Genomic DNA, 23,857 nt, shown 5'->3' on the forward strand with positions numbered 1-23,857 from the left:
GGCGCTGTGCAGGAGAGGACGAGCTCATGGCCGCGGAACCCGTCATCGTCGAAGCCGTACGCACCCCCATCGGCAAGCGCGGAGGCGCGCTCGCCAATCTCCATCCCGCCTACCTGCTCGGCGAGACCTATCGTGAGCTGCTCGCCCGTACCGGAATCCAGCCGGACTGCGTCGAGCAGATCGTCGGCGGCACCGTCACCCACGCAGGCGAGCAGTCCATGAACCCCGCGCGCAATGCCTGGCTCGCCATGGGGCTGCCCTACGAGACCGCGGCGACGACCGTGGACTGCCAGTGCGGCAGCTCGCAGCAGGCCAACCATATGGTCGCCAACATGATCTCCGGCGGTGTTCTGGACATCGGCATCGCCTGCGGGGTCGAGGCCATGAGCCGAGTGCCGCTGGGTTCGGGATCCAAGCACGGCCCGGGCAAGCCCTTCCCGGATGAGTGGAACGTCGACCTCCCCAACCAGTTCGAGGCCGCCGAACGCATCGCCCGCAACCGAGGTCTGGGTCGGGAGGACGTCGACCGCCTCGGCCTGCTGTCCCAGGAGCGGGCCAACGCCGCCTGGGCGGAGGAGCGGTTCAAGCGTGAGACCTTCGCCGTGCAGGTGCCGACCACGGAGGAGGAGCAGGCCGCCGGCCAGGGCATGTGGCGCCTGGTCGACCGGGACGAGGGTCTGCGCGACACCAGCATGGAGGCCCTGGCCCGGCTCAAGCCGGTCATGCCCACCGCCGTGCACACCGCGGGAAACTCCTCGCAGATATCCGACGGCGCCGCCGCCGTGATGTGGGCCTCGCGCAAGATGGCCCGCGCCCTCAAGCTCAAGCCGCGCGCCCGGATCGTCGCCCAGACCCTCGTCGGCGCCGACCCCCATTACCACCTCGACGGGCCGATCGACGCGACGCGGGCCGTCCTCGGCAAGGCGGGGATGTCGCTCAAGGACATCGACCTCGTCGAGATCAACGAGGCCTTCGCCTCCGTCGTCCTCAGCTGGGCCAAGGTCTTCGACCAGGACCTGGAGAAGGTCAACGTCAACGGCGGCGGCATCGCCCTCGGCCACCCCGTCGGCGCCACCGGCGCCCGCCTGATCACCACCGCCCTGCACGAGCTGGAGCGCCGCGACAAGGAGTTCGCCCTGATCACCATGTGCGCCGGCGGTGCGCTCGCGACCGGGACGATCATCCAGCGCCTCTGACCGCGCCCCGCGCGCCCCGGCGCGCAGGGCGCCCGCGCTCCCGTGGGATGGGATGCGGAAGGCCCCGGTGGCCGGACCTGGGGAGGCCGGCCACCGGGGCCTTCGAACGTCCTGTCGCTGCCGTCGCTGCCGTCGCTGCTGGGTTGCTGCCGTCGCTGCTGTTGCGGACGGGGCCGCGGCTTAGTACCAGTGGTTGGCCTGCCAGAAGTTCCAGGCCTGGACCGGGCTGCCGTAGCGCTCGTTCATGTAGTCCAGGCCCCACTTGATCTGGGTGGCCGGGTTGGTCTTCCAGTCGGCGCCCGCGGAGGCCATCTTCGAGGCCGGCAGGGCCTGGACCAGGCCGTACGCGCCGGAGGAGGCGTTGGTGGCGGTGTGGTTCCAGCCGCTCTCGTGCGAGACGATCTTGTCGAAGGCCGCGAACTGCGCCGGGTCCTTGATCATCTGCTGCGCGATCGCCTTGGCGCCCGTCGGAGCGGCCTGCGCGGGAACCGCGGCCAGCATGGAACCGGCGACGCCCAGGGCGAGCACGGAACCGACGAGGGTCTTCTTGGAGGCGGCGATGCGGCGGATGACGGTGTGGGACACGGATGAACCTTCCGAAGGGGACAAGGGCGGTCGCACGCACGCCGAAGGCGTGCGTGAGCCACTCACGCGGGGGAGAGGGGTTCGTCGGCGGGGGGTGGAGCACCCCTGCCGCCTTGCGACACGTTCAGTTCTACCGACGCCCCGACGGCCTGGCAAAGGCCCCGCCTACTAGCCCGCCTCGTACGCCTGGGGCCCCCACGCCTCGCCCAAACCTTACGAAAAGTGGTCGAAAGGGTGCTCCTCGACCTCCTAGCCACCGTCGTATGTGACCTGCGTCCTGTGGGCCGCCTCACCGGCGAGGGCCCCCGACCTCACCCTCGGTGGTCCGACGCGTACCGCTCCGCGGCAGCCGTACGGCCGTCACCGTCCCCGGAACCGAAGGAGACGGGTGCATCGAACGCCGCCCTGCGCGTCGCCCGCCGCAAGGCCCTCAGCAGCGTGCCGCCGAGCGTGAGCGTCAGGACGACCGTCAGCGCCGCCCGGCCCAGGTCCCAGCCCAGCGACGTCGCCAGGCAGTAGGCGAGGAAGCGCACGAGGTTCGCGGCCACCGGATCCCCCGGATGGAAGGAGACGCCCTGCCCCATGCCCTGGAGGATCACCCACCCCTGCAGGTTCATGATCGTGCCGTACCCGAAGGCACCCGCGAAGCCGTACGCGGCCAGCATCAGCAGCTCCGCCCGGCCCCGGATCCGCTCCGGGCCCGGCAGCAGCCCCGCGCCCAGCGCGAACCAGCCCATCGCCAGCATCTGGAACGGCATCCACGGCCCGACGCCGCCCGTCAGCAGGGCGGAGGCGAACATCGTCACCGAGCCCAGTACGAACCCGAAGCCCGGACCGAGGACCCGGCCGGCCAGCACCAGCAGGAAGAACATCGGCTCCAGGCCGGCCGTGCCCGCCCCCAACGGCCTCAGCGCCGCCCCGACGGCCGCGAGCACGCCGAGCATCGCCACCGCCTTCGCGTCCATGCCGTTGTCCGCGATCGTCGCCACGACGACGGCGACGAGGAGGGGCAGCAGCGCCGCGAAGAGCCACGGCGCGTCCTGGGAGTGCGCGAGCCCCGACTGCCGGTCCGCCAGGAGCGGCCAGCCGAAGGCCGCGATGCCGATGAGACTGACCAGCACCAGGGCGGCGGCGGCCCGGGGACCGATCCGCACCGGCCGGCTGACCGGGCGGGTCATCGGGTCGCCGCCGTGTCGAGGGCCTCGGCGACCTGGCCGACGGTGAGCCAGTGGCCCGGCGCCAGCACCTTCGCCACCTGCGGCGCGAAAGCCGGGGAGGACACCACGACCTCCGCGGTCGGCCCGTCCGCCACGACCTCTCCGCCCGCCAGGATCACCACGCGGTCGGCCAGCTCGGCCGCCAGCTCCACGTCGTGGGTGGCCAGGACGACGGCGTGCCCGTCGGCGGTCAGAGCTCGCAGGATCTCGATCAGGCGGGCCTTGGCGGCGTAGTCCAGACCCCGGGTGGGCTCGTCGAGCAGCAGCAGGGCGGGCCGGCCCGTCAGCACCAGGGCCAGAGCCAGGACCAGGCGCTGGCCTTCGGAGAGGTCCCGGGGGTGGGTGTCGTCGGGGACGCCGGGCAGCAGCTCCGAGACGAGGTCGCGGCAGGTGCCGGGGGGCACGGCGGCGTCGGAGTCGGCGGCGGCGCACTCGGCGGCGACCGTGTCGGCGTAGAGCAGGTCGCGGGGCTCCTGCGGGACCAGGCCGACACGGCGCACCATCTCGGGCGGAGGAGTGCGGTGCGGGGCCCGGCCGCCGACGGTCACCGCGCCGGTGGTGGGGGTGAGCGTACCGACGAGCGTCGACAGCAGGGTGGACTTGCCGGCGCCGTTGCGGCCCATCACGGCGATGGTCTCGCCGGGAGCCACCGTGAGGTCGATGCCGCGCAGCACCTCGGTGCGGTCACGGCGCAGGCCGAGGTTCCGCACCCGAGCGGTGTCGCTTGCGGCGGGCTCGGCACCTTCGGCACCCTCGGCGCGCACGGTGGTGTCCGGCTTGCCGCCGCCCCGGCGCAGTATGCGGGCGAGCAGGCCGGGTGAGGCCCCGCCCCCGATGGGGGCTGCGCCCCCGGCCGCCCCCGCCCCGGACACCGCCCCGGACACCGGCGAGGTCGCGGGCGAGGCCGCGACACCAGGCCCCGGAGGCGTGCGGTGCGCCGGTCCGGGCAGAGCCCTGGACACGGCGCCGCGGGTGGCCCCGGGGGCAGGAGTCGACGCCAGACGGCTACGCAGCGGCGCGGCCCGGCGGCGGGCGTCGCGGACCGAGAGGGGGAGCGGGGACCAGCCCGCGACACGGCCCAGGGAGACCACCGGCGGGCAGACGGGGGAGACGGCCATCACCTCCGCCGGGGAGCCCAGGACCGGCGCCGCGCCGCGGGCCGGCAGCAGCAGGACGCGGTCGGCGTACTGCACCACCCGCTCCAGCCGGTGCTCCGCCATCAGCACGGTCGTGCCCAGGTCGTGGACCAGCCGCTGGAGGACCGCCAGGACCTCCTCGGCCGCCGCCGGGTCCAGCGCGGACGTCGGCTCGTCCAGCACCAGCACCTTCGGGTGCGTCGTCAGCACCGAGCCGATCGCCACCCGCTGCTGCTGGCCGCCGGACAGCGTCGCGATCGGCCTGTCCCGCAGCTCGTTCAGGCCCAGGAGGTCCAGGGTCTCCTCCACCCGGCGGCGCATCACCGCGGGCGGCAGGCCCAGGGACTCCATCCCGTAGGCCAGCTCGTCCTCCACCACGTCCGTCACGAAGTGCGCCCGCGGGTCCTGGCCCACCGTGCCCACCACGTCCGCGAGCTCCCGCGGCCGGTGCGTGCGCGTGTCACGGCCCGCGACCGTGACCCGGCCGCGCAGGGTGCCGCCCGTGAAGTGCGGGACCAGCCCGCTCACCGCCCCCAGCAGCGTGGACTTGCCGACCCCGGACGGGCCGACCAGCAGCGTCAGCTCGCCCTCCGGGATTTCCAGGTCCACGCCCCGCAGCGAAGGGGCGGAGGCGCCGTCGTAGACGACCGACACCTGCTCGAAGCGGATCACTGCGACGCCTCCTTCGGCGGTACGGGTGCCACGAGGGCGGGCAGCAGGCCGATCAGGACCGCGGCCGCCGGCCACAACGGAAGCGAGGGAGCCTCCAGCGGGACCACCCCCGGGTGCATACCGGTCGGATCGACACCGCCGGCATGGATGAGCAGACCCGCGACGGCCGCCCCGGAACCGGCGACCAGCCAGGCGCGCGCCCCCCACCGGTCCGGCCGGTAACGGGTGCGGACCGACCGGCGCCCGCCGAGCCGCAGCCCCGCCAGCGCCAGGACCACCCCGATGCCGAGCACGGGCAGCCCGTACGCGGCGCCCTGCGCGGCCAGCAGACCGTACGTGCCCGCGCACATGCCGAGCAGCCCGCCGAGGGTGAGGACGGTGGTCGTGTGCCGGACGGCCGGCGGGACCCGGGCCGTACGGCCGTAGCCTCGGGCGTCCATCGACGCGGCGACCGCGACCGAGCGTTCCAGGGCGCCCTCCAGCACCGGCAGGCCGATCTGCAGGACGGCCCCGATCCCGCCGGTGGGACGCCCGCGCAGCCTGCGAGCGGTGCGCAGGCGCACGACGTCGGCGACCATGTTCGGCGCGAAGGTCAGGGCGACGACGACGGCGACCCCCGCCTCGTACAGGGCGGCCGGCAGCGACTTCAGCAGCCGGGCCGGATGGGCGAGGGCGTTCGCCGCACCCACGCAGACCAGGAGCGCGGCCAGCTTCGCACCGTCGTAGAACGCGAAGACGACCTGCTCGGCGGTGACCCTGCCGCCGAACCGGATGCCCTGCGCCCACGCGGGCAGCGGCACCTCGGGGAGGACGAAGAGGGTGTGCGTGCCGGGGATGGGCGAACCCAGCAGCATCGAGAAGAGCAGGCGCAGGCCGATGACGACCAGGCCGAGCTTGAGGAACGCCCCGTAGGAGCGGGCCCAGGGAGCATCGGTGCGGCGGGCCGCGACCACGAATCCGGCGACGCCGACGATCAGCCCCAGCAGGAGCGGATTGGTCGTGCGGGACGCCGCGGTGGCCAGACCCAGGGCCCACAGCCACCAGGCCCCCGCGTGCAGGGCGGTGGCCCGGCCGTCACGCGGGGGCCCGAACCGCTCGTATGCCGACCTGCGCGGGGAACGCGCCGCCCCGGGCGCGCTCCGGCGGGCCGGGGGCACGTCGCCGGGCGCGGCTCCGGTGTGTGCCCCGGCCGGGGCTCCCGCGCGTCCTCCGGCGGATGCTCCGGCCGGGCTTGCGGCGGGGCCACCGGCCGGGCGCGGGACGGAAGGGGTCATCGGCCCCGGCGGCGGGACTGCCACACGCCCGCGGCGGCCAGGGCTGCGACCGCGGCGATGCCCGCCAACAGACCGGCGGACGGGCCGCCGCCCGGGGCGGACCCGGACGGCTCCGCGGAGGCCCGGGCCGCGCCCGTCTCGGCGATCTGCTCCCCGCAGCCGTGCTGCGGGTAGCCCGAGATCGCGCAGAGCAGCGCCGCACTGTTGTAGCGCAGCGGCTTCGCGACCGCCGCCAGCGCCTCGGCCGTCGTCGCCTCCGGCGCCACCTGCGCGCAGGCCGTGCGCGGGGCCTCCTGCGGTACGACCTCACCTGTGGGGGCGTCCGCCTGCACGCCGAAGTCGATGACGAGGGCCACCCGCTTGCGGCCCTCCGCCGGGGCGGTCGTCCCGCACACGGCCTCGAAGTCGGCCGCGGCCCGCGGCGTGGCCGCCTCCGCCGCCGCGTCCCTGCTGACCGCGAAGCGGAAACCCTGGACGGAACCGTCCGCGGGCCGGGCCAGCGACGGCCCCTGCGCGGCGTACGACCACTGGCCGCCCGCGCCGTCCCAGAACGACCAGTAGCGGTAGCCGGCGGCCAGCGCCGGAGCGGCGGCCAGCAGGGCCAGGACGACGCCGAGGGTGAACGCCGCGGCGGGCAGGCGGCGGCGCATCAGAGCTGGTTCTTCCTGCGACGGCCGCTCAGCAGGATGCCGATGCCCATACCGGCAGCCGCGCCCGCACCGATGATCCACCAGATGTTCTGGCCGCCGGACGGCTTCTCCTTCTCGCCCTTCACCTCGCTCGCGCCGGTGTCCGCGCCCTGCGGGGCCGGGCCGGTGGCGTTCAGCGCGGCCACGAGGTCGGTGCCGCCGAAGGACTTCGGGTCGGTGCCGGTGGCGTGCGCAGCCAGGACCAGGGTGCCCAGGGCCGCCGGGGAGCCCTCGGCCCACGTGGCGGAGTTGGTCTTCAGCCACTGCAGCGCGCCCGCCGCCGACTGCTTGTGCCCGGCCGCGGCCAGCGCGATCACCGCGTCGGCGGTGTTGCCGGGGTCCGGGGTCGGCTGGTCCGCCCCGGGGGTGAGGGCGGTCAGGTGGCCGTCCTTCCCGAGGGCCTCGGCCAGGTAGCCCGCGGCGCCCTGGGCGGCCGCCTCGGCGTCGGCGGCCGGGTCCGCGGCCGGCGCCGCCGGACAGGTCAGCGGCGTCGCGGGGGTGTCCGTACCGGACGGGACGACGGCCGCGCCCTTGCCGAGGCCGGCCAGCGCCGCGGCGGCCGTGGCGTCGGCGTTGGCGACCAGCTTGCCCTCGACCGGCTGGAACGCGAAGGCGCCCCGGTCGGCGGCCGGCTCGGTGGCGCAGCCCAGCTGGAAGGAGAGCAGCGCCTCGTAGGGGGACTTGCCCGCCTTCGACTTCGTTTCGGCCGGCTTCTCGCCCGCCGCGGCCAGGGCGCTGATGACGAGGGCGGTCGAGTTGGCGTCGGTGCCGGTGTCCATGGCGCCGCCGGGGTTGGAGCTCCAGCCACCGTCCTCGTTCTGTACGGACTTCAGCCAGCCGATCGCCTTCTTGACGCTGTCGTCGCGGCCGCCGAGTGCGGTCAGCGCCTGTACGGCCGCGGCCGTCGCGTTGGAGTCGATGTACGCGGTCGCGTCGCAGTCCTTGGTGGTGTCCGCACGGAAGGCGGCGAAGGAGCCGTTCGCGCACTGCTGCCCGACCAGCCAGTCCACGGCCTGCTCGGCGGGCTTGACGCCGACGGTGTCCTGGGCGAGCAGCGCGAAGGACTGGCGCCACACGCCGTCGAAGGAGGGGTCCTTCTTGCCGTAGAGGCCGGAGGGGATGACGGGGGGCGCGGAGGGGGACGGCGGCGCGGTGTCGGCGAGGGCCGCGGGGGCGACGCCCACGCAGAGCACGGCGGAGGCGGCGAGCGCGGCGGCGCTGCGGCGGACGGTCATGGGGGAGGGTGCCTCTCCTGCTGGGGAACCGGGGCAGGCACGCACGGGCACCGGGCTCCGGCTCCGTTTTCCTCGACGGTGCCGGCCGCCGGGAGGACCGGCGGCGCGAGCCGCGCACTCGGCGTACGGGGCATTCCGGCTTCCCGCCCGGGGTGGTGCCGGGGGCGGGTCACGGTTGCGGGTCAGCGTCGGAATCGCACCGGCTTCCCCCCGTACGGGTGTGGACGACCGCCTCACTCTACCGGCCCGTAGCCCCCGGGCCCGGGGTGGCCGGTGCCGCCGAGTGCGGGGCCCTTGCCTGCAGCCCCGTGAGGGGCCGGCGTCCGGCCCCGTCCGCGGCCCCGTGTCCGGTCCTGCGCCCGCCGTCACAGCGCCCGGTACGCCACCGGGTCGGTGCCCGGGACCGCCTCGGCGCGGCCCTGCTTGACCAGGCGCCGCAGATGCGCCTCCGCTTCCGAGACGGCGATGTTGCGGGAGCCGTACGGGATCTGTTCCCAGGGCCGGTTCCACTCCATCCGTTCGGCCAGCGCCCACGGGGTCAGCGGTTCGGCGAGCAGCGCCCGCAGCCCTGCCAGGCGCTCCTCGTGGTGGTGCAGGAGCTCGCGCACGCGGCTGGGAGCGTCGGTGAAGGCGTGCTGGTGGGCGGGCAGCACCTCGGCGGGCTCCAGCCGGCCGATGCGTTCGAGGGAGTCGAGGTAGTCGCCGAGGGGGTCGGTGACGCGGGTGTCGTCGGGGGCCTCGTAGAGGCCGACGTGCGGGGAGATGCCGGGCAGCAGGTGGTCGCCGGAGAAGAGGCGGCCGTTGCCGGGGAGTCCCGCCGGGTGCCGTTCCTCCAGGTGCAGGCAGACGTGGCCGGGGGTGTGGCCGGGTGTCCAGACGGCGCGCAGCCGGCGTCCGGCGAGGGGGAGCAGTTCGGCCGGGACGATCTCCCGGTCGGGGACGGCGGCGCGCAGCCCGGGCAGGGTTCGCATGCGGCCGCTCGCGCGGGCGGCGCGCAGCGGGGCGATGTGCTCCTCGGGCGCTCCGGCGGCGGCCAGCTTCGCGCTCAGGTAGTCGCACCACACGCCGGGCTCGGCGGAGCGGGTGCGCAGGACGACCTCGGTGTCGGCGGCGTGCATGGCGATCCACGCGCCGGCCGCCTCGCGGACCCGGCCGGACAGTCCGTGGTGGTCGGGGTGGTGGTGGGTGATGACCACGCCGTGGACGTCGGCGACCGCGATGTCCAGGGCGGCGAGGCCGGCGACGAGCGCGTCCCAGGACTCGGGGTCGTCCCAGCCGGTGTCGACGAGGACCGGGCCGCGGTCGGTGTCGAGGACGTGGACGAGGGTGTGCCCGAGAGGGTTGTCGGGAATGGGCACCTTGATCCCCCACACGCCTCCGCCGTGATCGGTGACCTGTGACGTGTCCTGAGACATGATCCCTCCGGCTGTCGGCCGTCCTCGGGCGAGAACGTGTTCCATTAGTAGCCCAAGTCGACCATCTGGACGGCTTTCTGGCTAGTCGTTTGATCTTCTCCCCGCTTCCGTCCCGGCCGTGGACTCCTGGAACTAGAACTGGTATCAGTTCGGAAACGCCAAGCCGCAGGAGGCCTCAGCCATGACGGAGCTCGTGGAACACGGACAACTGTTCATCGGCGGCGAGTGGGTCGATCCGCTGGGCACCGACACCATCCGGATCGTCTCCCCGCACACCGAGCAGGTCATCGGCTCCGTTCCGCACGCGTCCGAGGCCGATGTCGACCGGGCCGTCGCCGTCGCGCGCAAGGCCTTCGACGAAGGCCCCTGGCCGCGGATGACGTTGGAGGAGCGGATCGCGGTCGTCTCCCGCATCAAGGACGCCATCGCCGTCCGCCACGAGGAGATAGCCCGCTCGATCAGCTCCCAGAACGGCTCCCCCTACTCCTGGAGCGTCCTCGCCCAGGCGCTCGGCCCGATGATGGTCTACGACGCCGCGATCACCGTCGCGCGCGCCTACCCCTACGAGGAGTACCGCCAGGGCGTGCTCGGCCCGATCCTGGTGCGCCGCGAACCCGTGGGCGTCGTCGCCGCCGTCATCCCCTGGAACGTCCCGCAGTTCGTAGCGGCCGCCAAGCTGGCTCCCGCGCTGCTGTCCGGCTCCACCGTGATCCTCAAGCCCTCCCCGGAGGCGCCGCTGGACTCCTACATCCTCGCCGACATCGCGCGCGAGGCCGGAGTGCCCGAGGGCGTGCTGTCGATCCTGCCCGCCGACCGCGAGGTCGGCGAGTACCTCGTCGGCCACCCCGGCATCGACAAGGTGGCCTTCACCGGCTCCGTCGCCGCCGGCCAGCGAGTGATGGAGGTCGCCGCGCGCAACCTCACTCGGGTGACCCTCGAACTCGGCGGCAAGTCCGCCGCCGTCGTCCTCCCCGACGCCGACGTGGCGACCGCCGTCGCCCAGATCGCCCCCGCCGCCTGGATGAACAACGGCCAGGCCTGCGTGGCCCAGACCCGGATCCTCGCCCCGCGCAGCCGCTACCAGGAGGTGGCCGAGGGCCTCGCGGCGGCGGCCGGCGCGCTCGTCGTCGGCGACCCGCTCGACCCGGCGACGCAGCTCGGCCCGCTCGTCGCGCAGCGTCAGCAGCAGCGCTCCTTCGACTACATCCGGATCGGCCAGGAAGAGGGCGCGAAGGTGCTGGCGGGCGGCGGACGTCCGGCCGGCCTCGACCGGGGCTGGTACGTGGAGCCCACGCTCTTCGGCGACGTCGACAACTCCATGCGGATCGCCCGTGAGGAGATCTTCGGCCCCGTCGTCTGCCTGATCCCCTACGGGGACGAGGAGGAGGCCGTACGCGTCGCCAACGACTCGGAGTTCGGCCTCAGCGGCAGCGTCTGGACCGGCGACGTCGAGCACGGCATCGACTTCGCCCGGCGGATCCGCACCGGTACCTTCAACGTGAACACCTTCAGCCTGGACATGCTGGGGCCGTTCGGCGGCTACAAGAACAGTGGCCTCGGGCGGGAGTTCGGCCCCGAGGGCCTGGGCGAGTACCTGGAGCACAAGATGATCCACCTGCCCGCCGGCCACGAGGCGGGTGCCTGATGGCAGACCGCTGGCAGGTCGAAGTGGACCGGGGGGTCTGCATCGGTTCGGGCATGTGCGTGAACCACGCCCCGGAGGGCTTCGTCCTGGACTCGGCGCGCCAGTCCCACCCCCGCAACCCGCGGTCGGACGCGAGCGAACCGGTCCTCGCGGCGGCCGAGGGCTGCCCGGTGGAAGCCATCATGATCACCGTGGCCGCCACCGGCGAACCGGTCTTCCCACCGGAGGAGTAGACGGCGGGGAAGCGGTGGTGGGGCGGGGCCGGCGACCCCGCCCCACCACCGCACGGATCACTTCCGCTCGGCTGCGCTCCGCTCGACGCAGAACTCGTTGCCCTCCGGGTCGGCCAGGGTCACCCATCCGGTGCCATCGGGCCTGCGGTGGTCGCCGACGACGGTGGCGCCGAGGGCGAGGATGCGCTCCACCTCCTCGTCGCGGGTGCGGTCCTGTGGCTGAAGGTCCACGTGGACGCGGTTCTTGACGCTCTTGGTGTCGGGAACGGTCACGAAGAGCAACGCCGATCCGGGTGCCGTGACCAGTGCCTCGGGATCCCCGGGAACGTCGTCGTCGCCGAGTGAGCCGTCCAGCACGGCGGCCCAGAAACGGCCCAGTGCGTAGGCGTCGGAGCAGTCAACAGTGATGTGTCGCACGAGAGAAGCCATGGGGCGCACTATCGGACGCGGCGGTGACCCCCGTCCAGCGGGTTTGGCGCGGGCGGACCGGTCGGGCCCGGGGCGGCTCCGGCGGCAGACATCCCCGCGAGCCGCCCCCGCCCCGACCACGGCCCCGCCCTGCTCCTCGAAGCCTCCGGCAATCGGTTCAGGACTTTTCCGGCGCCGTCAGGTCGATCAGGCGGCAGACCGTTTCGATGTCGATCTTGACCTGGGCGATCGAGGCGCGGCCCGACAGCCACGTGATCAGCGCCGAGTGCCAGGTGTGCTCGATGACCCGGACCGCCGACAGCTGTTCCGCCGTCGGTGGGTTTTCCAGGCCCATCGCGTCCAGGATGATCGCCGTGGTCAGGCGGGACACGGTGTCGACCTCGGGGCTCACGCTGCGGTCCGCGAAGGTCAGCGCGCGCACCATCGCGTCGGCCAGCTGCGGTTCCCGCTGGAGGGCGCGGAAGGCGCGCATCAGGGTCTCCGCGACCCGGGCCGCCGGCTCGTCCTCGGCGGGTGGGCGCTTGCGCAGCGTGGTGTGCATGTGCTGGAGCTGGTCCTGCATGGTGGCGACCAGCAGGTGCACCTTGGACGGGAAGTACCGGTAGAGGGTGCCCAGGGCCACCCCGGCGGCCTCGGCGACCTCGCGCATCTGGACGGCGTCGAAGCCGCCCCGGCTGGCCAGCTGGGCGCTCGCGTGCAGGATCCGGCGGCGGCGCGCCTCCTGGCGCTCCGTCAGGGGAGGCGATGCCGGTGTGGTGACGGCCTTCACTTCCGCACTCATGTGTCCCGTTCCGTGTCGTTGCGCGGGCTGGCCCCGAGCTGATCCGCAGCCAGCATCTCAGGCGCCGTTGTCGTGGCGTGAATCACCTGCTCCACCTCTTACGGTGTGGTTTCCGGCCGGTAGATTCAATGCTCTTGGACGGATCAAGTCTGAAACTTGTTCTACATTATCCGAGCGGTTACGCTCCGGCGAAAGTGCAGTGAGAAAGGGGCCGAGAGTGACCGCTGAGGCCGTGGCGACGAGCCCTTTCACGGGTCCCGCCGACGACGGTGAGCGTCCGCTGCGCATCGCCCTCCTCACCTATAAGGGGAACCCGTTCTGCGGCGGTCAGGGCGTCTACGTCCGCCACCTCTCGCGCGAGCTGGTCCGCCTCGGGCACTCCGTCGAGGTCATCGGCGCGCAGCCCTACCCGGTGCTCGACACGGGTGCCACGCTCACCGAGCTCCCGAGCCTCGACCTGTACCGCAGCCCGGACCCGTTCCGCACGCCGGGGCGCGACGAGTACCGGGACTGGATCGACGCGCTGGAGGTCGCGACGATGTGGACCGGCGGCTTCCCCGAGCCGCTGACGTTCTCGCTGCGGGCCCGCCGTCATCTGCGCGGGCGGGCGGGCGAGTTCGACGTCGTCCACGACAACCAGACCCTCGGCTACGGTCTCCTCGGCGACCTCGGCGCGCCCCTGGTGACGACGATCCACCACCCCATCACCGTCGACCGCAGGCTCGACCTCGATGCCGCGCAGGGCCGCCTGAAGCGGGCCTCCGTACGCCGCTGGTACGCCTTCACCCGCATGCAGGGCCGGGTGGCCCGCAGACTGCCGTCCGTGCTGACCGTCTCCGGGTCCTCCCGGCAGGAGATCGCCGACCACCTCGGCGTCCGTGACGAGCGGATCCACGTCGTGCACATCGGTGCCGACACCGATCTGTGGTCGCCGGACGCGTCGGTGGCCGAGGTGCCGGGCCGTATCGTCACGACCTCCAGCGCCGACGTTCCCCTGAAGGGCCTCGTGTTCCTCGTCGAGGCGCTCGCGAAGCTGCGCACCGAGCAGCCCGACGCCCACCTCGTCGTGGTCGGCAAGCGTGCCGAGCAGGGTCCTGTCGCCCGCGCCATCGAGACGTACGGCCTCCGGGACGCCGTCCGCTTCGTGAAGGGCATCACCGACGCCGAGCTCGTCGACCTGGTGCGCAGCGCGCAGGTGGCGTGCGTACCGTCGCTGTACGAGGGCTTCTCGCTCCCGGCGGCCGAGGCCATGGCCACCGGCACCCCGCTCGTCGCCACCACCGGCGGTGCGATCCCCGAGGTCGCCGGCCCGGACGGGGAGACCTGCCTCGCGGTGCCGCCCGGCGACGCCGGCGCCCTGGCGGGGGCGCTGGGCCGGATGCTGGGCGACCCGCAGCTGAGGGCCCGGCTCGGCGCGGCCGGACGCGAACGGGTCCTGACCCGTTTCACCTGGGCCGCGGCCGCCGAGGGCACCGCCGCGCACTACCGTGCTGCCATCGAGCGGTCCCGGTCCGACCGCAGCCGCCGCGCGCGGTGACCTCCCGCCTCCTCCCCACCGTCCCCACCCCCGAACACCCCCGCGACCGCGAAGGCAGGACCCCGTGCTGACCGTCGATTTCTCCCGGTTCCCGCTCGCCGCAGGCGATCGCGTACTCGATCTTGGCTGCGGCGCAGGCCGGCACGCCTTCGAGTGCTACCGGAGAGGCGCCCAGGTGGTCGCCGTCGACCGCAACGGCGAGGAGATCCGCGAGGTCGCCAAGTGGTTCGCCGCGATGAAGGAGGCCGGTGAGGCCCCGGCCGGCGCCACCGCCACCGCGATGGAGGGTGACGCCCTGGCGCTGCCCTTCCCCGACGACTCCTTCGACGTGGTCATCATCTCCGAGGTGATGGAGCACATCCACGACGACAAGGGCGTGCTCGCGGAGATGGTTCGTGTGCTCAAGCCCGGCGGGCGCATCGCCATCACCGTTCCGCGCTACGGCCCGGAGAAGATCTGCTGGGCGCTGTCCGACGCCTACCACGAGGTCGAGGGCGGGCACATCCGCATCTACAAGGCGGACGAACTGCTGGGCAAGATGCGGGCCGCGGGCCTCAAGCCGTACGGCACGCACCACGCGCACGGGCTGCACTCCCCGTACTGGTGGCTCAAGTGCGCCTTCGGCGTGGACAACGACAAGGCGCTGCCGGTCAAGGCGTACCACAAGCTCCTGGTCTGGGACATCATGAAGAAGCCGCTGGCCACACGGCTGGCGGAGCAGGCCCTCAACCCGCTCATCGGCAAGAGCTTCGTGGCGTACGCGACCAAGCCGCACCTCCCCGTCGGCGCGGCCCAGTGAGCTCGCCCGGGCGTACCGAACACCTCGTCCTGGACGGCGTGCTGACGGCGGAGCAGGCCGCCCGGACGGTGGCGGGCATCCTCGCGGTGCAGCGGGCCGACGGTGCCATCCCGTGGTTCCGCGGCCACCACCTCGACCCGTGGGACCACACCGAGGCGGCGATGGCGCTGGACGCGGCCGGTGAGCACGAGGCCGCCGAACGGGCCTACGCGTGGCTGGCCCGGCACCAGAACCAGGACGGATCCTGGTACGCGGCCTACGCCGACCGGCCGGGTGGTGTGGACACCGCCGAGCCGCAGGACGCGAGCCGCGAGAGCAATTTCACCGCCTACCTGGCCGTCGGTGTCTGGCACCACTACCTGTCCACCGGCGACGACGCCTTCCTCGACCGCATGTGGCCGTCCGTCTACGCGGCCGTGGAGTGGGTTTTGGCGCTCCAGCAGCCCGGCGGTGAGATCGGATGGAAGCGGGAGGCGGACGGAACGGCGGTCACGGATGCGCTGCTGACCGGGTCGTCGTCCATCCACCAGGCGCTGCGCTGCGCGCTGGCCATCGCCGAGCACCGCGAGGAGCCGCAGCCGGACTGGGAGCTGGCGGCGGGCGCGCTGCGGCATGCGATACGCCGTCACCCCGAACGGTTCCTGGACAAGGACCGCTACTCGATGGACTGGTACTACCCGGTCCTCGGAGGCGCCCTGACCGGCGCGGAGGCGAACGCGCGGATCGAGGAGCGCTGGGACGAGTTCGTGGTCCCGGACCTGGGGGTGCGGTGCGTCCTGCCGAACCCGTGGGTGACGGGCGGCGAGTCCTGCGAGCTGGCGCTCGCGCTGTGGGCGACGGGGGAGTCGGACCGGGCGCTGGAGATCCTGCGGTCGATCGGGCACCTGCGCGCGGACAACGGCATGTACTGGACGGGGTACGTCTTCCAGGACGAGGCGGTGTGGCCGGTGGAGCAGACGACGTGGACCGCCGGGTCGCTGCTGCTGGCCGTCGCCGCGCTGGGCGGGGACGAGGCGACCACCGAGGTGTTCGGCGGCGGTGCGCTGCCGGCCGGGCTGGAGCCGGACTGCTGCGGCTGAGCCGGACCCGACGGACGGACCGGGGTCCTTCCCGCCCGTGGCGGGGAGGACCCCTTCATGTGTGCGGGTGGTGCGGGGCCCGGCGGCGTCAGCGGCGGTAGAGCCAGCCGGCCACGGCGTGGCCGATCAGGACGTAGACGACGGCGGCCAGGCCGTAGCCGACGACGACCTGGACCCATTCGCGGCTGAAAGTGAACAGGTCGTAGGACCAGCCGGCCAGCCAACTGGCGGCGTCGTGGATGAAGTTGACCAGCTCGTTGCCCTGGTTGGCGTCCAGGAACCAGAGCAGGATCCACAGGACGATCACGAAGGCAAGCACGTCCGCCACCAGAGCGACGGCCCGGCCTGCCTGACTGCTTCCTCGGGTGCGTACTCGCGTGTGTGAGGCCATGCTGCGCGTGTTGCCGCCCGGGCGCGTCGCAAACCCGAACGGGTCCGCCGGGTGGCGGGCCCCCGGAGGCGGGGTGAGGCTGCGGGGGACGTCTGAGTCCCCGGAGGAAACCGTGTCCGTACCCACGACCGTCCGATTCCGTCGCGCCCTCACGGCGGTGGTCCTGTCGACCGCGCTGCTCGCCGGTGCCACCGCCTGCGGCAGCGGTGGCGGTTCCCAGCGGGAGGAGCTGTCCGCCGCTTCGATGGGTGAGCTGGCCGCGCTCGCCGCAGCGGAGCCGGCGGCGGCGGAGGCCGACGAGCGGGCGGCGGTGACGCCCTCGCCGAGCACGTCCGCCGAGAAGCAGAAGTTCGCCAAGACGCGGTTCGTCGCCAATGCGTCGCTCGCGGCGGGTGCCACGTACCAGTGGATCGTCAAGCCGTACCGTGAGGGCAAGTTCAAGAAGGGCGCGAAGGGTCGGACGTTCGCGCTGATCAAGGCGGGTCTGGCGGGCGCGTTCGCGTACAACCGGCTGAAGGCGGCGGCCGACAACGCCCAGGGCGACCCGCTGCTGTCGAAGGCGATGGCCCCGCTGACGGCGGGCATCGAGTCGTTGAAGGACCTCGGCAGCAAGCTGCGCAAGGGGCAGGCGGGCGACGCCGACATCTCGTCCTTCGACGACGTGATCAAGAGCGTGAAGGAAGCCGGTAGGAGCGCGGGTGCCGAGGTGACCGACAAGGTTCCGAGCACGTCCGAGCTCGGTGGCTGAAGCCGGCCCGCTGGGCCGTGGCCGTGGCCGTGGCGGTGGCCGCGGTCCCGGCATCCCTGCGGCCGGGGCGGCCCCGTGGCCGGGGCGGGCGTCACAGCCCCCCGGCCGCGGGGCTGTTTCAATGGGCGGGTGATCGAGTACGTGGTGCTTGCCGGCGGGGTCGTCGGGGTCGGATGGCTGGTGCGGCGCAAGCACAGGGCGCGGCTGGCCGCCGGGCCCGTGCCCGGGATCCCGGGGATGGCGCGGCAGCCGGCGGGTACGGGTCGCTGGCGGCCGGGGCGGGTGTACGCCGACGGGGGCGCGGCCCGCTGGGTTCCCGACCGTGGGGAGGTCGTGGCGCTGCCCGGGGGGCGGGCGACCGGCCTGCGGGCGCCGTCGATGAAGGAGGGGATCTCCATCCATCCCGGCTCGCGGATCGTGACCTGCTGCTACGACGGCGGCGGGAGCATCGAGATCGCCGTGATGCCGCTGGACGTGCGGGAGCTGCTGGAGGCCCTGCCGCAGGCGGGGTAGCCGAGGATCGGCCGTCTCCGGGCTCCAACCTCCTGATTCCGTCCTCCGGTCCGGGGCTGACGGGCTGACGGGGTTCCGGGGCACCGCGGCTCCGGGCGGGTGCCTCAGCCGTTGAGCTCCGCCAGGACGCGCAGGGTGTGCGGGTCCGGGGCCGTGACCAGGAGGTCCGTGACCGGGCCGGCGCGCCACAGGTCCAGCCGTTCCGCGATCCGCTCGCGCGGTCCGATCAGGGAGATCTCGTCGGCGAACGCGTCCGGGACGGCGAGGACCGCCTCCTGCCTGCGGCCCGCGAGGAAGAGCTGCTGGATGCGGTGGGCCTCCTCCGCATAGCCCATGCGGGCCATCAGGTCCGCGTGGAAGTTGCGGGAGGCGTGGCCCATGCCGCCGATGTAGAAGCCGAGCATCGCCTTGACCGGCAGCAGGCCCTCGGAGACGTCGTCGCAGACGTGCGCCCGGGCCATCGGCGCGATCATGAAGTCTTCGGGGAGGTCGGTCAGGGCGGCCCGGTAGACGTCCGTGCGGGTCGGTGACCAGTACAGGGGCAGCCAGCCGTCCGCGATCCGCGTGGTCTGGGCGATGTTCTTGGGGCCTTCGGCGCCCAGGAGGAGCGGCAGGCCGGCGCGCAGCGGGTGGGTGATGGGCTTGAGGGGCTTGCCGACCCCGGTTCCGTCCTCGCCGCGGTACGGGTGGCGGTGGAAGCGGCCGTCGAGGGCGACGGGACCCTCGCGGCGCAGGACCTGGCGGATGACGTCGACGTACTCGCGGGTGGCGGTCAGCGGGCTGGCGGGGAACGGGCGGCCGTACCAGCCCTCGACGACCTGCGGGCCGGACAGGCCCAGGCCCAGCATCATCCGCCCGCCGGAGAGGTGGTCCAGGGTGAGGGCGTGCATGGCGGTGGCGGTGGGGGTGCGGGCGGCCATCTGCGCGATGGCGGTGCCCAGGCGGATCCGGGTGGTGTGCGCGGCGATCCAGGTCAGGGGGGTGAAGGCGTCGGAGCCCCAGGCTTCGGCGGTCCACACCGAGTCGTAGCCGAGGCGCTCGGCCTCGGTGGCGAGGCGCAGGTGGGCCGGGTCGGGGCCGCGACCCCAGTAGCCCAGTGCGAGTCCGAGGCGCATGGCGGGTCCCTCCGGCCGTAACTGACGTTGCGTCAGGCGACTGTAGGGCAACGGCCCCCGGCCCGGAAGGGCGGCGTCCACGCACCGGGCCGCACCGGGGCGCACCGGGCCGGGCCGGCGCGGCTGCTCCGTGCAGGCAGGGCCGAGAACGCGCTTCGCCCCACCGGAGACCGGTGGGGCGAAGCGGTGGGACTGCGGACGCGGGCGCGGATCAGCCGCGCTGGATGCCCGAGGTGTCGTTCAGGATGCCGCGACGGCCGTCCTGCGTCTGCGCGACCAGGGCGGCCGCGCCGCGCTGCTCGACGGCCAGGTACCAGGTGCCCGGGGCGAGTTCGGCGATCTGTGCGGACGAGCCGTCCTCGGCGAAGAGGGGGCGGGCCACCGGCACCGCGAACCAGAACGGGCTGAAGTCCGTCGCCGGGGCGGGCGCTGCGGCCGCGTGGTGGCCGGCGCCCGAGTCCTGCGGGCCGGGTGCCGGAGTCGGCGTGCCCCCGTACGGCGGGACCGGCTGCGGGGTGGAACCGTAGGGCTGCTGCCCGCCCGGGTAGCCGTAGCCGGCACCCGGCTGCGGCTGGCCGCCGTAGGGCTGCGGGGCGGCGGGCCGCGACTCCGGCACCAGCGCACCGGCGAGCGCCGGGAGCTTCGCGCCGAAGAGGGCCACACCGGCCAGAGCCAGGGTGGCGAGGAAGGCGATGACGGCGCCCGCGCCCAGGTCGAGCGTGCTCGGGCAGGTGATCAGCGCCCACAGCGCGGACCAGGCGGACGAGACGGCGAGGACCGTGCCCCACGCCGACATCGGCAGGCCGAGCACCTTGCGGCTCTCCGGCAGGAAGCGGCCCGCGACGAGCAGACCGGCGGCGATGAACCCGAGCAGGAAGACGCTGGGCAGTACCAGGCGGTAGGAGTCGGTGTCCCATGCGCTCGGTAGGTCGCCACCCGTGGTGGAGTAGAAATCGAGGAACGAGGCGATGAACAGCAGCGCCGCTGCTCCGATCACCACGCCGTCGCCTCGAGTGAGGGAGCGGATGTTCACGTCTTAGGTGTCCTTCTCGGTCTCGGTCGTCTCGTGGTGCCGCGGTCGCAGCGCAGTTCGTGCCTGCAGCAGACGGGCGGCACCATGGTACGGATGTATCCCGCAACCGAGAGGATCGGGGCGGCGGGCGCCCCGGCGGGACGCCCGAGAGGGACTACCCGCCCAGGAAGCCGACGATGCCGTCCGCGATGCCCTGAGCCGCCTTCTGCCGCCACTGCGGACTCGTCAGCTGTGCCGCGTCCTTGGCGTCACGCATGTTGCCGCATTCGATGAACACCTTGGGCCGAGTTGACAGGTTCAGCCCGCCCAGATCGTCGCGGACCACCAAGCCGGTACCCCCGCCCAGGTAGTTGGCGGGTGCCGAACCGGTGGTGCGGGCGAAATTCCCGGCGATCCGTTCGCCGAGATCCCGTGAGGGACCGACGATCTTCGTGGTGTCGGCGGCGCCGCTCTTGACCTTGGCCGGGAGGATCACGTGGAAGCCGCGGTTGCCGGCCGAGACGCCGTCGGCGTGGACGGACACGACCGCGTCGGCGTTCGCCTCGTTGCCGATCCGGGCGCGCTCCGTGATGCACGGGCCCCAGGCGCGGTCGCCCGTCTCGTGGGTGAGGACCACCTTCGCCCCCTGGGCCTCCAGGGCGGTCCGCAGGCGCTTCGACACGTCCATGGTGAACTCCGCTTCCATGTAACCGGAGTTGGTGGTCGTGCCGGTGGTGTCGCACTCCTTGCGGTGGGTGCCGACGTCGACCTGCTGGTCGATCTCGCCGGTGTGCCTGAAGTTCCCGGTGTTGTGCCCCGGGTCGACGACCACCGTCTTGCCGGTGAGCGGACCCTTGGCCGGAGCCGGTACGGGCGCCGCCGCGGGTGCGTCCGGGCTGCCGCTCGGCGTGGAGCCCGGCTTCGCGTCCCGCTGGCCCGGCGACAGGGACGAGTGCGAGGCGGGCTGCGGCGCCGCGCCGGACCGGCTCGCGTCCGGCCCGGCCCCGGACAGGGCCTGCGTCAGGACCCAGCCCGCGAGGCAGGCCGGGGCGAGTGCGGCGATCCCGACCACGAGCGTGGAGCGTCGGGTGAACCAGTGCCGGTCCGGATTCGCCGAGGAGCCGGACTCGGGGGGCGGGGGGCTGTCGTCGTAGCGCACGTCCGCGATGCTAGACCGCAGCCCCGCGGCCCGGCCGGTACTGCGCCATCCGGGGGCGTGGTGCGCTTATATGAGCGGTGGTGTCAGATTCCCGGGCCTGTGCGGCGCAGCACGCGCAGCGAGTCGGTGACCGAGACCTCCTCGAAGGCCCCCGAGGCCAGGGCCCGCAGATAGATCCGGTAAGGAGCCTGGCCGCCGTCCGCCGGGTCCGGGAACACGTCGTGGATGACGAGCGTGCCGCCCTCCGCGACGTGCGGGGCCCAGCCCTCGTAGTCGCCGGCGGCGTGCTCGTCGGTGTGGCCGCCGTCGATGAAGACGAAGCCCAGCTTGCCGCCCCACGCCGCCGCGACCTGCGGGGAGCGGCCGACGATCGCGATCACGTGCTCCTCCAGCCCGGCCCCGTGCAGGGTGCGGCGGAAGGTGGGGAGGGTGTCCATCAGGCCGACCTCCGGGTCCACGACCGTCGGGTCGTGGTACTCCCAGCCGGGCTGCTGCTCCTCGCTGCCGCGGTGGTGGTCCACGGTGATCGCGGCCACGCCGGCCTCGCGGGCGGCGTCGGCCAGCAGGATCGTGGAGCGCCCGCAGTACGTGCCGACCTCCAGCAGCGGCAGCCCGAGCGCCCCGGCCGCGGCGGCCGCCTCGTACAGGGCGAGGCCCTCCCGTACGGGCATGAACCCCTTGGCGGCCTCGAAGGCGGCGAGGGTCTCCGGCTTGGGGGTGGCCATGTCGTTCCTCCTGCTGAGCTCCGTGTGGCGGCCCATGCTGCCCTACCGCCGGGTAGGGGTCCATGCCGGGGTCGCCGCGGGTGTGCGGCGGGTCAGCGGCCGAACAGCCGGGACAGCCCGCCGCTCCCGCCCGGCCCCTCGACGCGCCGCTGCTCGCGTACGGCCCGCCGGAATTCCGACCGGGTGTCGGAGACCTCCTGCGCCAGCCACTGCATGCCCGAGAGGAAGGGCAGCCGGTGCAGCAGCAGGTCGCCGAAGGCCGGTCCGGCTCGGCGAATCGGGTCACCGAAAGAGGTGGCGACGGCTACGCTCGGCCACGGCACCGGCAACCGGCTTGGGGGTGACCGTCCATGGTCGGCGTGCGCGATCTCGATCCCAGCGCCTCACCGCTGGACTACTACGGCTCCGAACTGCGCCGCCTGAGAGAGGACGCGGGCCTCAACCAGGCGCAGCTCGGCAGCATCGTCTTCTGCACGGGCTCGCTGATCGGCCAGGTCGAGACCACGCGGAGGGTCCCGACACGGGACTTCTCGGAACGCGTGGACGCGGCGCTCGGCACGGGCGGGGTGTTCTCGCGGCTGGTGGGGCTGGTGCTGCGGAGCCAGCTGCCGACGTGGTTCCAGGCGTATGCGGAGATGGAGGCGCGGGCGTCCTATCTCTCCACCTACCAAGCGCAGTTGGTGGATGGGCTGCTGCAGACGGAGGAGTATGCCCGGGCGGTCTTGGGGGTGTGGAGCGACGATCTCGACGCGAAAGTCGCCGCGCGGATGGAGCGACAGCGCGTACTCGACCGCGAGAACCCGCCACTGATGTGGGTGGTGATGAGCGAGGCCGTGCTGCATCAGGAGATCGGTGGCCGGGACGTCATGCGGAATCAACTCGCCCATTTGTTGGCCCAACAGGGGCGGCAGTGGGTGCAGGTGCAGATCCTGCCCTTCGAGGCGGGCGCCCACGCTGGGCAGCCGGGGTCGTTCAGCCTCCTGCGGTTCGACGACGACCCGGACATTGTCTATACGGAGGACTTTGTCCAGGGTCATATGACGGCCAATCCGCAGGCTCTCAGGGAAGGTTCACTCCGTTACGATCATTTGCAGGCTGCCGCCCTCTCGCTGGAGGAATCGGCGGTCCGGATCGCCCGCGTAATGGAGGAACGTTATGGAGCTCATCCAGAACCTGCCGGGCGCACGGTGGCGTAAGTCCTCGTACAGCTCCGACACCGGCGGACAATGTGTCGAGTGTGCCCCGCTCGGAGCCCTGGCCTGGCGCAAGTCCTCGTACAGCGGCGACACCGGCGGCAATTGCGTCGAGGTCGCAGCCCAGCCGTGCCTCGTCGCCGTGCGGGATTCCAAGGTCCCCGAGGGGCCCGTCTTCACCGTCCGCCCCGCCGCTTTCGAGGCGTTCGTGAGGGCCGTCTCTGTGTGATCCGCCCTCTACTCGGGGCGAGGAAGCGGGGGACATGGAGCAGGTGCAGCCGTTCCAGGCCGTCGGCGTGCTCGGGCAGGGCGGGACGGGGCGGGTGCATTTCCAGTCGGAGGCCGCCGGTCAGCGCGAGGCACCCCGCATCGGGTTCGGCACCGAGGCCTCCTGGGGGTCGGCCACTGCCGACTGGACCTGCGTCCTCGCCGTGCGGGAGGGCAACCTCTCGGTCTGGTTGGGCCTCCGGGCGAAGCCGTACACCAGGGGTGCCTGCGAGACGCGGGCGAAGGACGCCGCCCGCGCCGCCCTGAAGGCCGCCCGGCGAAGCTGACCCGCGCGGCCGCGGCCCGCCCCCTCCGGGCGGCCGGCGCTGCTTTGCGGACGCTCCCTAGCGGGAGGGCGGGCCCAGGCGGCGGCCGTTGCTCGTGCCGCACGCCAGGCAGACCATCCAGTCGCCGAGCAGGCCGTCCTCCCGCAGGTGCGGCTCGGAGGCGACGTTCGACTCCTCCTCGCCGCAGAACATGCAGTCACCGTCCTCGCCCTCCAGGCGCCGCATGGGGGCGGGTGGTGTGCCCGTGCGGTGCTCGCAGCCGAGCCAGCCGCACCCAGGGCATTCCCACCACGCCTCGGGGCGCCGCGCCGGTGCCGCTCCGCCCCAGCGGTTGCGGCGGAGCGCGACCGTGAAGGGCGTCAGTGTGCGCCCGCAGCGCGGGCAGTCGGGGGTGGTCATGCGGACCTTCCTTTCCGGGGTGGAACCTCTCCCCATGGTCTGCCCAGGGGTCGCGGGCGGGGACCCCGCACCCTGCTGGGCGGTGGACGCGAAGAACGCCTGCATCTGACCTTCCGTCAGATTGCA

General features: G+C 73.3%; 27 protein-coding genes. 11 read left to right on the top strand and 16 right to left on the bottom strand.

The window, feature by feature from the left end:
• Positions 1 to 26: 26 nt before the first annotated feature.
• Positions 27 to 1,196: a steroid 3-ketoacyl-CoA thiolase gene (locus tag AW27_RS23900; protein ID WP_037927449.1), complete on the top strand. Its 1,170-nt coding sequence runs from the start codon at positions 27 to 29 to the stop codon at positions 1,194 to 1,196.
• 180 nt (positions 1,197 to 1,376) lie between these two features.
• Here the strand turns inward: AW27_RS23900 and AW27_RS23905 are convergent, their stop codons facing one another.
• From AW27_RS23905 to AW27_RS23935, 7 genes are all read right to left on the bottom strand, one after another.
• Positions 1,377 to 1,781 carry an aggregation-promoting factor C-terminal-like domain-containing protein gene (locus tag AW27_RS23905; RefSeq protein WP_052031221.1) on the bottom strand — a complete coding sequence of 135 codons (405 nt, stop codon included), beginning with the start codon at positions 1,779 to 1,781 and terminating at the stop codon, positions 1,377 to 1,379.
• A gap of 311 nt (positions 1,782 to 2,092) precedes the next feature.
• Complete coding sequence (locus AW27_RS23910) at positions 2,093 to 2,959, bottom strand: ECF transporter S component (protein WP_052031220.1); 867 nt, start codon at positions 2,957 to 2,959, stop codon at positions 2,093 to 2,095.
• Positions 2,956 to 4,806, bottom strand: a complete 1,851-nt coding sequence (locus AW27_RS23915; protein ID WP_037927444.1) for an ABC transporter ATP-binding protein — start codon at positions 4,804 to 4,806, stop codon at positions 2,956 to 2,958. Before AW27_RS23915 ends, AW27_RS23910 begins: the two co-directional genes overlap by 4 nt.
• On the bottom strand, positions 4,803 to 5,963 hold the full coding sequence (locus AW27_RS23920) for an energy-coupling factor transporter transmembrane component T (protein WP_037927441.1): 1,161 nt from the start codon (positions 5,961 to 5,963) through the stop codon (positions 4,803 to 4,805). Before AW27_RS23920 ends, AW27_RS23915 begins: the two co-directional genes overlap by 4 nt.
• Positions 5,964 to 6,076: 113 nt before the next feature.
• Positions 6,077 to 6,730: an SCO2322 family protein gene (locus AW27_RS23925; protein WP_052031219.1), complete on the bottom strand. Its 654-nt coding sequence runs from the start codon at positions 6,728 to 6,730 to the stop codon at positions 6,077 to 6,079.
• Positions 6,730 to 8,004, bottom strand: a complete 1,275-nt coding sequence (locus AW27_RS23930; RefSeq protein WP_037927438.1) for an SCO2321 family membrane protein — start codon at positions 8,002 to 8,004, stop codon at positions 6,730 to 6,732. Before AW27_RS23930 ends, AW27_RS23925 begins: the two co-directional genes overlap by 1 nt.
• 365 nt (positions 8,005 to 8,369) lie before the next feature.
• The gene (locus tag AW27_RS23935; RefSeq protein WP_037927435.1) at positions 8,370 to 9,419 is read right to left on the bottom strand and encodes a Strvi_7410 family MBL fold metallo-hydrolase; all 1,050 of its coding nucleotides are present in this window, start codon (positions 9,417 to 9,419) and stop codon (positions 8,370 to 8,372) included.
• A gap of 181 nt (positions 9,420 to 9,600) precedes the next feature.
• Here AW27_RS23935 and AW27_RS23940 point away from each other — a divergent pair, with 181 nt between their 5' ends.
• On the top strand, positions 9,601 to 11,064 hold the full coding sequence (locus AW27_RS23940; RefSeq protein ID WP_037927429.1) for an aldehyde dehydrogenase: 1,464 nt from the start codon (positions 9,601 to 9,603) through the stop codon (positions 11,062 to 11,064).
• Positions 11,064 to 11,297, top strand: a complete 234-nt coding sequence (locus AW27_RS23945) for a ferredoxin (protein WP_037927426.1) — start codon at positions 11,064 to 11,066, stop codon at positions 11,295 to 11,297. The genes AW27_RS23940 and AW27_RS23945 overlap by 1 nt, the downstream gene beginning before the upstream one ends.
• Before the next feature lie 57 nt (positions 11,298 to 11,354).
• Here AW27_RS23945 and AW27_RS23950 read toward each other — a convergent pair whose 3' ends face one another.
• Entirely contained in the window at positions 11,355 to 11,726 is a 372-nt protein-coding gene (locus AW27_RS23950) for a VOC family protein (RefSeq protein ID WP_037927424.1), read from the bottom strand.
• Between the two features lie 157 nt (positions 11,727 to 11,883).
• Complete coding sequence (locus tag AW27_RS23955) at positions 11,884 to 12,507, bottom strand: TetR family transcriptional regulator (protein ID WP_037927420.1); 624 nt, start codon at positions 12,505 to 12,507, stop codon at positions 11,884 to 11,886.
• A 217-nt stretch (positions 12,508 to 12,724) separates the two neighbouring features.
• Here AW27_RS23955 and AW27_RS23960 point away from each other — a divergent pair, with 217 nt between their 5' ends.
• The 3 genes from AW27_RS23960 (at position 12,725) to AW27_RS23970 (ending at position 15,922) form a co-directional block, all read left to right on the top strand.
• On the top strand, positions 12,725 to 14,044 hold the full coding sequence (locus AW27_RS23960) for a glycosyltransferase family 4 protein (RefSeq protein WP_037927416.1): 1,320 nt from the start codon (positions 12,725 to 12,727) through the stop codon (positions 14,042 to 14,044).
• 64 nt (positions 14,045 to 14,108) lie between these two features.
• Positions 14,109 to 14,843, top strand: coding sequence for a class I SAM-dependent methyltransferase (locus tag AW27_RS23965; RefSeq protein WP_030852354.1), 735 nt, complete (start codon positions 14,109 to 14,111; stop codon positions 14,841 to 14,843).
• Positions 14,840 to 15,922, top strand: a complete 1,083-nt coding sequence (locus AW27_RS23970) for a prenyltransferase/squalene oxidase repeat-containing protein (protein WP_037927409.1) — start codon at positions 14,840 to 14,842, stop codon at positions 15,920 to 15,922. Before AW27_RS23965 ends, AW27_RS23970 begins: the two co-directional genes overlap by 4 nt.
• A gap of 88 nt (positions 15,923 to 16,010) precedes the next feature.
• Here AW27_RS23970 and AW27_RS23975 read toward each other — a convergent pair whose 3' ends face one another.
• Positions 16,011 to 16,313: a hypothetical protein gene (locus tag AW27_RS23975; protein ID WP_078557000.1), complete on the bottom strand. Its 303-nt coding sequence runs from the start codon at positions 16,311 to 16,313 to the stop codon at positions 16,011 to 16,013.
• Between the two features lie 112 nt (positions 16,314 to 16,425).
• On the opposite strand from AW27_RS23975, the gene AW27_RS23980 reads away from it, so the two are divergent.
• Both AW27_RS23980 and AW27_RS23985 read left to right on the top strand, forming a co-directional pair.
• Positions 16,426 to 17,061, top strand: a complete 636-nt coding sequence (locus AW27_RS23980) for a hypothetical protein (protein ID WP_037927401.1) — start codon at positions 16,426 to 16,428, stop codon at positions 17,059 to 17,061.
• Between the two features lie 129 nt (positions 17,062 to 17,190).
• On the top strand, positions 17,191 to 17,574 hold the full coding sequence (locus AW27_RS23985; protein ID WP_037927398.1) for a hypothetical protein: 384 nt from the start codon (positions 17,191 to 17,193) through the stop codon (positions 17,572 to 17,574).
• Positions 17,575 to 17,678: 104 nt separating this feature from the next.
• Here the strand turns inward: AW27_RS23985 and AW27_RS23990 are convergent, their stop codons facing one another.
• The 5 genes from AW27_RS23990 to AW27_RS24010 all read right to left on the bottom strand — a co-directional run bounded on the left by AW27_RS23990 (position 17,679) and on the right by AW27_RS24010 (position 21,908).
• Complete coding sequence (locus AW27_RS23990; protein WP_037927395.1) at positions 17,679 to 18,689, bottom strand: LLM class F420-dependent oxidoreductase; 1,011 nt, start codon at positions 18,687 to 18,689, stop codon at positions 17,679 to 17,681.
• Positions 18,690 to 18,900: 211 nt separating this feature from the next.
• A complete protein-coding gene (locus tag AW27_RS23995) occupies positions 18,901 to 19,722 on the bottom strand; it encodes a DUF5336 domain-containing protein (RefSeq protein WP_037927392.1) in 822 nt (273 codons plus the stop codon).
• A 154-nt stretch (positions 19,723 to 19,876) separates the two neighbouring features.
• Positions 19,877 to 20,860: an N-acetylmuramoyl-L-alanine amidase gene (locus AW27_RS24000; RefSeq protein WP_037927389.1), complete on the bottom strand. Its 984-nt coding sequence runs from the start codon at positions 20,858 to 20,860 to the stop codon at positions 19,877 to 19,879.
• Between the two features lie 83 nt (positions 20,861 to 20,943).
• Positions 20,944 to 21,585: a class I SAM-dependent methyltransferase gene (locus tag AW27_RS24005; RefSeq protein ID WP_037927386.1), complete on the bottom strand. Its 642-nt coding sequence runs from the start codon at positions 21,583 to 21,585 to the stop codon at positions 20,944 to 20,946.
• A 92-nt stretch (positions 21,586 to 21,677) separates the two neighbouring features.
• The gene (locus AW27_RS24010) at positions 21,678 to 21,908 is read right to left on the bottom strand and encodes a hypothetical protein (RefSeq protein ID WP_037927382.1); all 231 of its coding nucleotides are present in this window, start codon (positions 21,906 to 21,908) and stop codon (positions 21,678 to 21,680) included.
• Positions 21,909 to 21,935: 27 nt separating this feature from the next.
• Between AW27_RS24010 and AW27_RS24015 the strand changes: the two genes are divergently transcribed.
• Genes AW27_RS24015 through AW27_RS24025 form a run of 3 tightly spaced genes read left to right on the top strand, consistent with a single transcriptional unit; the run spans position 21,936 to position 23,332 of the window.
• On the top strand, positions 21,936 to 22,781 hold the full coding sequence (locus tag AW27_RS24015) for a helix-turn-helix domain-containing protein (protein ID WP_037927380.1): 846 nt from the start codon (positions 21,936 to 21,938) through the stop codon (positions 22,779 to 22,781).
• On the top strand, positions 22,741 to 23,007 hold the full coding sequence (locus AW27_RS24020; RefSeq protein WP_037927377.1) for a DUF397 domain-containing protein: 267 nt from the start codon (positions 22,741 to 22,743) through the stop codon (positions 23,005 to 23,007). The genes AW27_RS24015 and AW27_RS24020 overlap by 41 nt, the downstream gene beginning before the upstream one ends.
• A 34-nt stretch (positions 23,008 to 23,041) precedes the next feature.
• Positions 23,042 to 23,332 carry a hypothetical protein gene (locus AW27_RS24025; RefSeq protein WP_037927374.1) on the top strand — a complete coding sequence of 97 codons (291 nt, stop codon included), beginning with the start codon at positions 23,042 to 23,044 and terminating at the stop codon, positions 23,330 to 23,332.
• Positions 23,333 to 23,389: 57 nt separating this feature from the next.
• Here AW27_RS24025 and AW27_RS24030 read toward each other — a convergent pair whose 3' ends face one another.
• Positions 23,390 to 23,731: a hypothetical protein gene (locus AW27_RS24030; protein ID WP_037927372.1), complete on the bottom strand. Its 342-nt coding sequence runs from the start codon at positions 23,729 to 23,731 to the stop codon at positions 23,390 to 23,392.
• Between the last annotated feature and the right edge of the window lie 126 nt (positions 23,732 to 23,857).

Source organism: Streptomyces sp. PCS3-D2 (assembly GCF_000612545.2).
In the GTDB taxonomy this organism is placed as follows: Bacteria; Actinomycetota; Actinomycetes; order Streptomycetales; family Streptomycetaceae; genus Streptomyces.

What these genes read in the sequence shown, in the direction of transcription:
- AW27_RS24005 (WP_037927386.1), bottom strand. Translation starts at nt 21,585, where the DNA reads ATGGCCACCCCCAAGCCGGAGACCCTCGCCGCCTTCGAGGCCGCCAAG.
- AW27_RS24015 (WP_037927380.1), top strand. Translation starts at nt 21,936, where the DNA reads ATGGTCGGCGTGCGCGATCTCGATCCCAGCGCCTCACCGCTGGACTAC.
- AW27_RS23955 (WP_037927420.1), bottom strand. Translation starts at nt 12,507, where the DNA reads ATGAGTGCGGAAGTGAAGGCCGTCACCACACCGGCATCGCCTCCCCTG.
- AW27_RS23945 (WP_037927426.1), top strand. Translation starts at nt 11,064, where the DNA reads ATGGCAGACCGCTGGCAGGTCGAAGTGGACCGGGGGGTCTGCATCGGT.
- AW27_RS24030 (WP_037927372.1), bottom strand. Translation starts at nt 23,731, where the DNA reads ATGACCACCCCCGACTGCCCGCGCTGCGGGCGCACACTGACGCCCTTC.
- AW27_RS23910 (WP_052031220.1), bottom strand. Translation starts at nt 2,959, where the DNA reads ATGACCCGCCCGGTCAGCCGGCCGGTGCGGATCGGTCCCCGGGCCGCC.
- AW27_RS23935 (WP_037927435.1), bottom strand. Translation starts at nt 9,419, where the DNA reads ATGTCTCAGGACACGTCACAGGTCACCGATCACGGCGGAGGCGTGTGG.
- AW27_RS23925 (WP_052031219.1), bottom strand. Translation starts at nt 6,730, where the DNA reads ATGCGCCGCCGCCTGCCCGCCGCGGCGTTCACCCTCGGCGTCGTCCTG.
- AW27_RS23900 (WP_037927449.1), top strand. Translation starts at nt 27, where the DNA reads ATGGCCGCGGAACCCGTCATCGTCGAAGCCGTACGCACCCCCATCGGC.
- AW27_RS23950 (WP_037927424.1), bottom strand. Translation starts at nt 11,726, where the DNA reads ATGGCTTCTCTCGTGCGACACATCACTGTTGACTGCTCCGACGCCTAC.
- AW27_RS23930 (WP_037927438.1), bottom strand. Translation starts at nt 8,004, where the DNA reads ATGACCGTCCGCCGCAGCGCCGCCGCGCTCGCCGCCTCCGCCGTGCTC.
- AW27_RS24020 (WP_037927377.1), top strand. Translation starts at nt 22,741, where the DNA reads ATGGAGCTCATCCAGAACCTGCCGGGCGCACGGTGGCGTAAGTCCTCG.
- AW27_RS23975 (WP_078557000.1), bottom strand. Translation starts at nt 16,313, where the DNA reads ATGGCCTCACACACGCGAGTACGCACCCGAGGAAGCAGTCAGGCAGGC.
- AW27_RS23990 (WP_037927395.1), bottom strand. Translation starts at nt 18,689, where the DNA reads ATGCGCCTCGGACTCGCACTGGGCTACTGGGGTCGCGGCCCCGACCCG.
- AW27_RS23940 (WP_037927429.1), top strand. Translation starts at nt 9,601, where the DNA reads ATGACGGAGCTCGTGGAACACGGACAACTGTTCATCGGCGGCGAGTGG.
- AW27_RS24025 (WP_037927374.1), top strand. Translation starts at nt 23,042, where the DNA reads ATGGAGCAGGTGCAGCCGTTCCAGGCCGTCGGCGTGCTCGGGCAGGGC.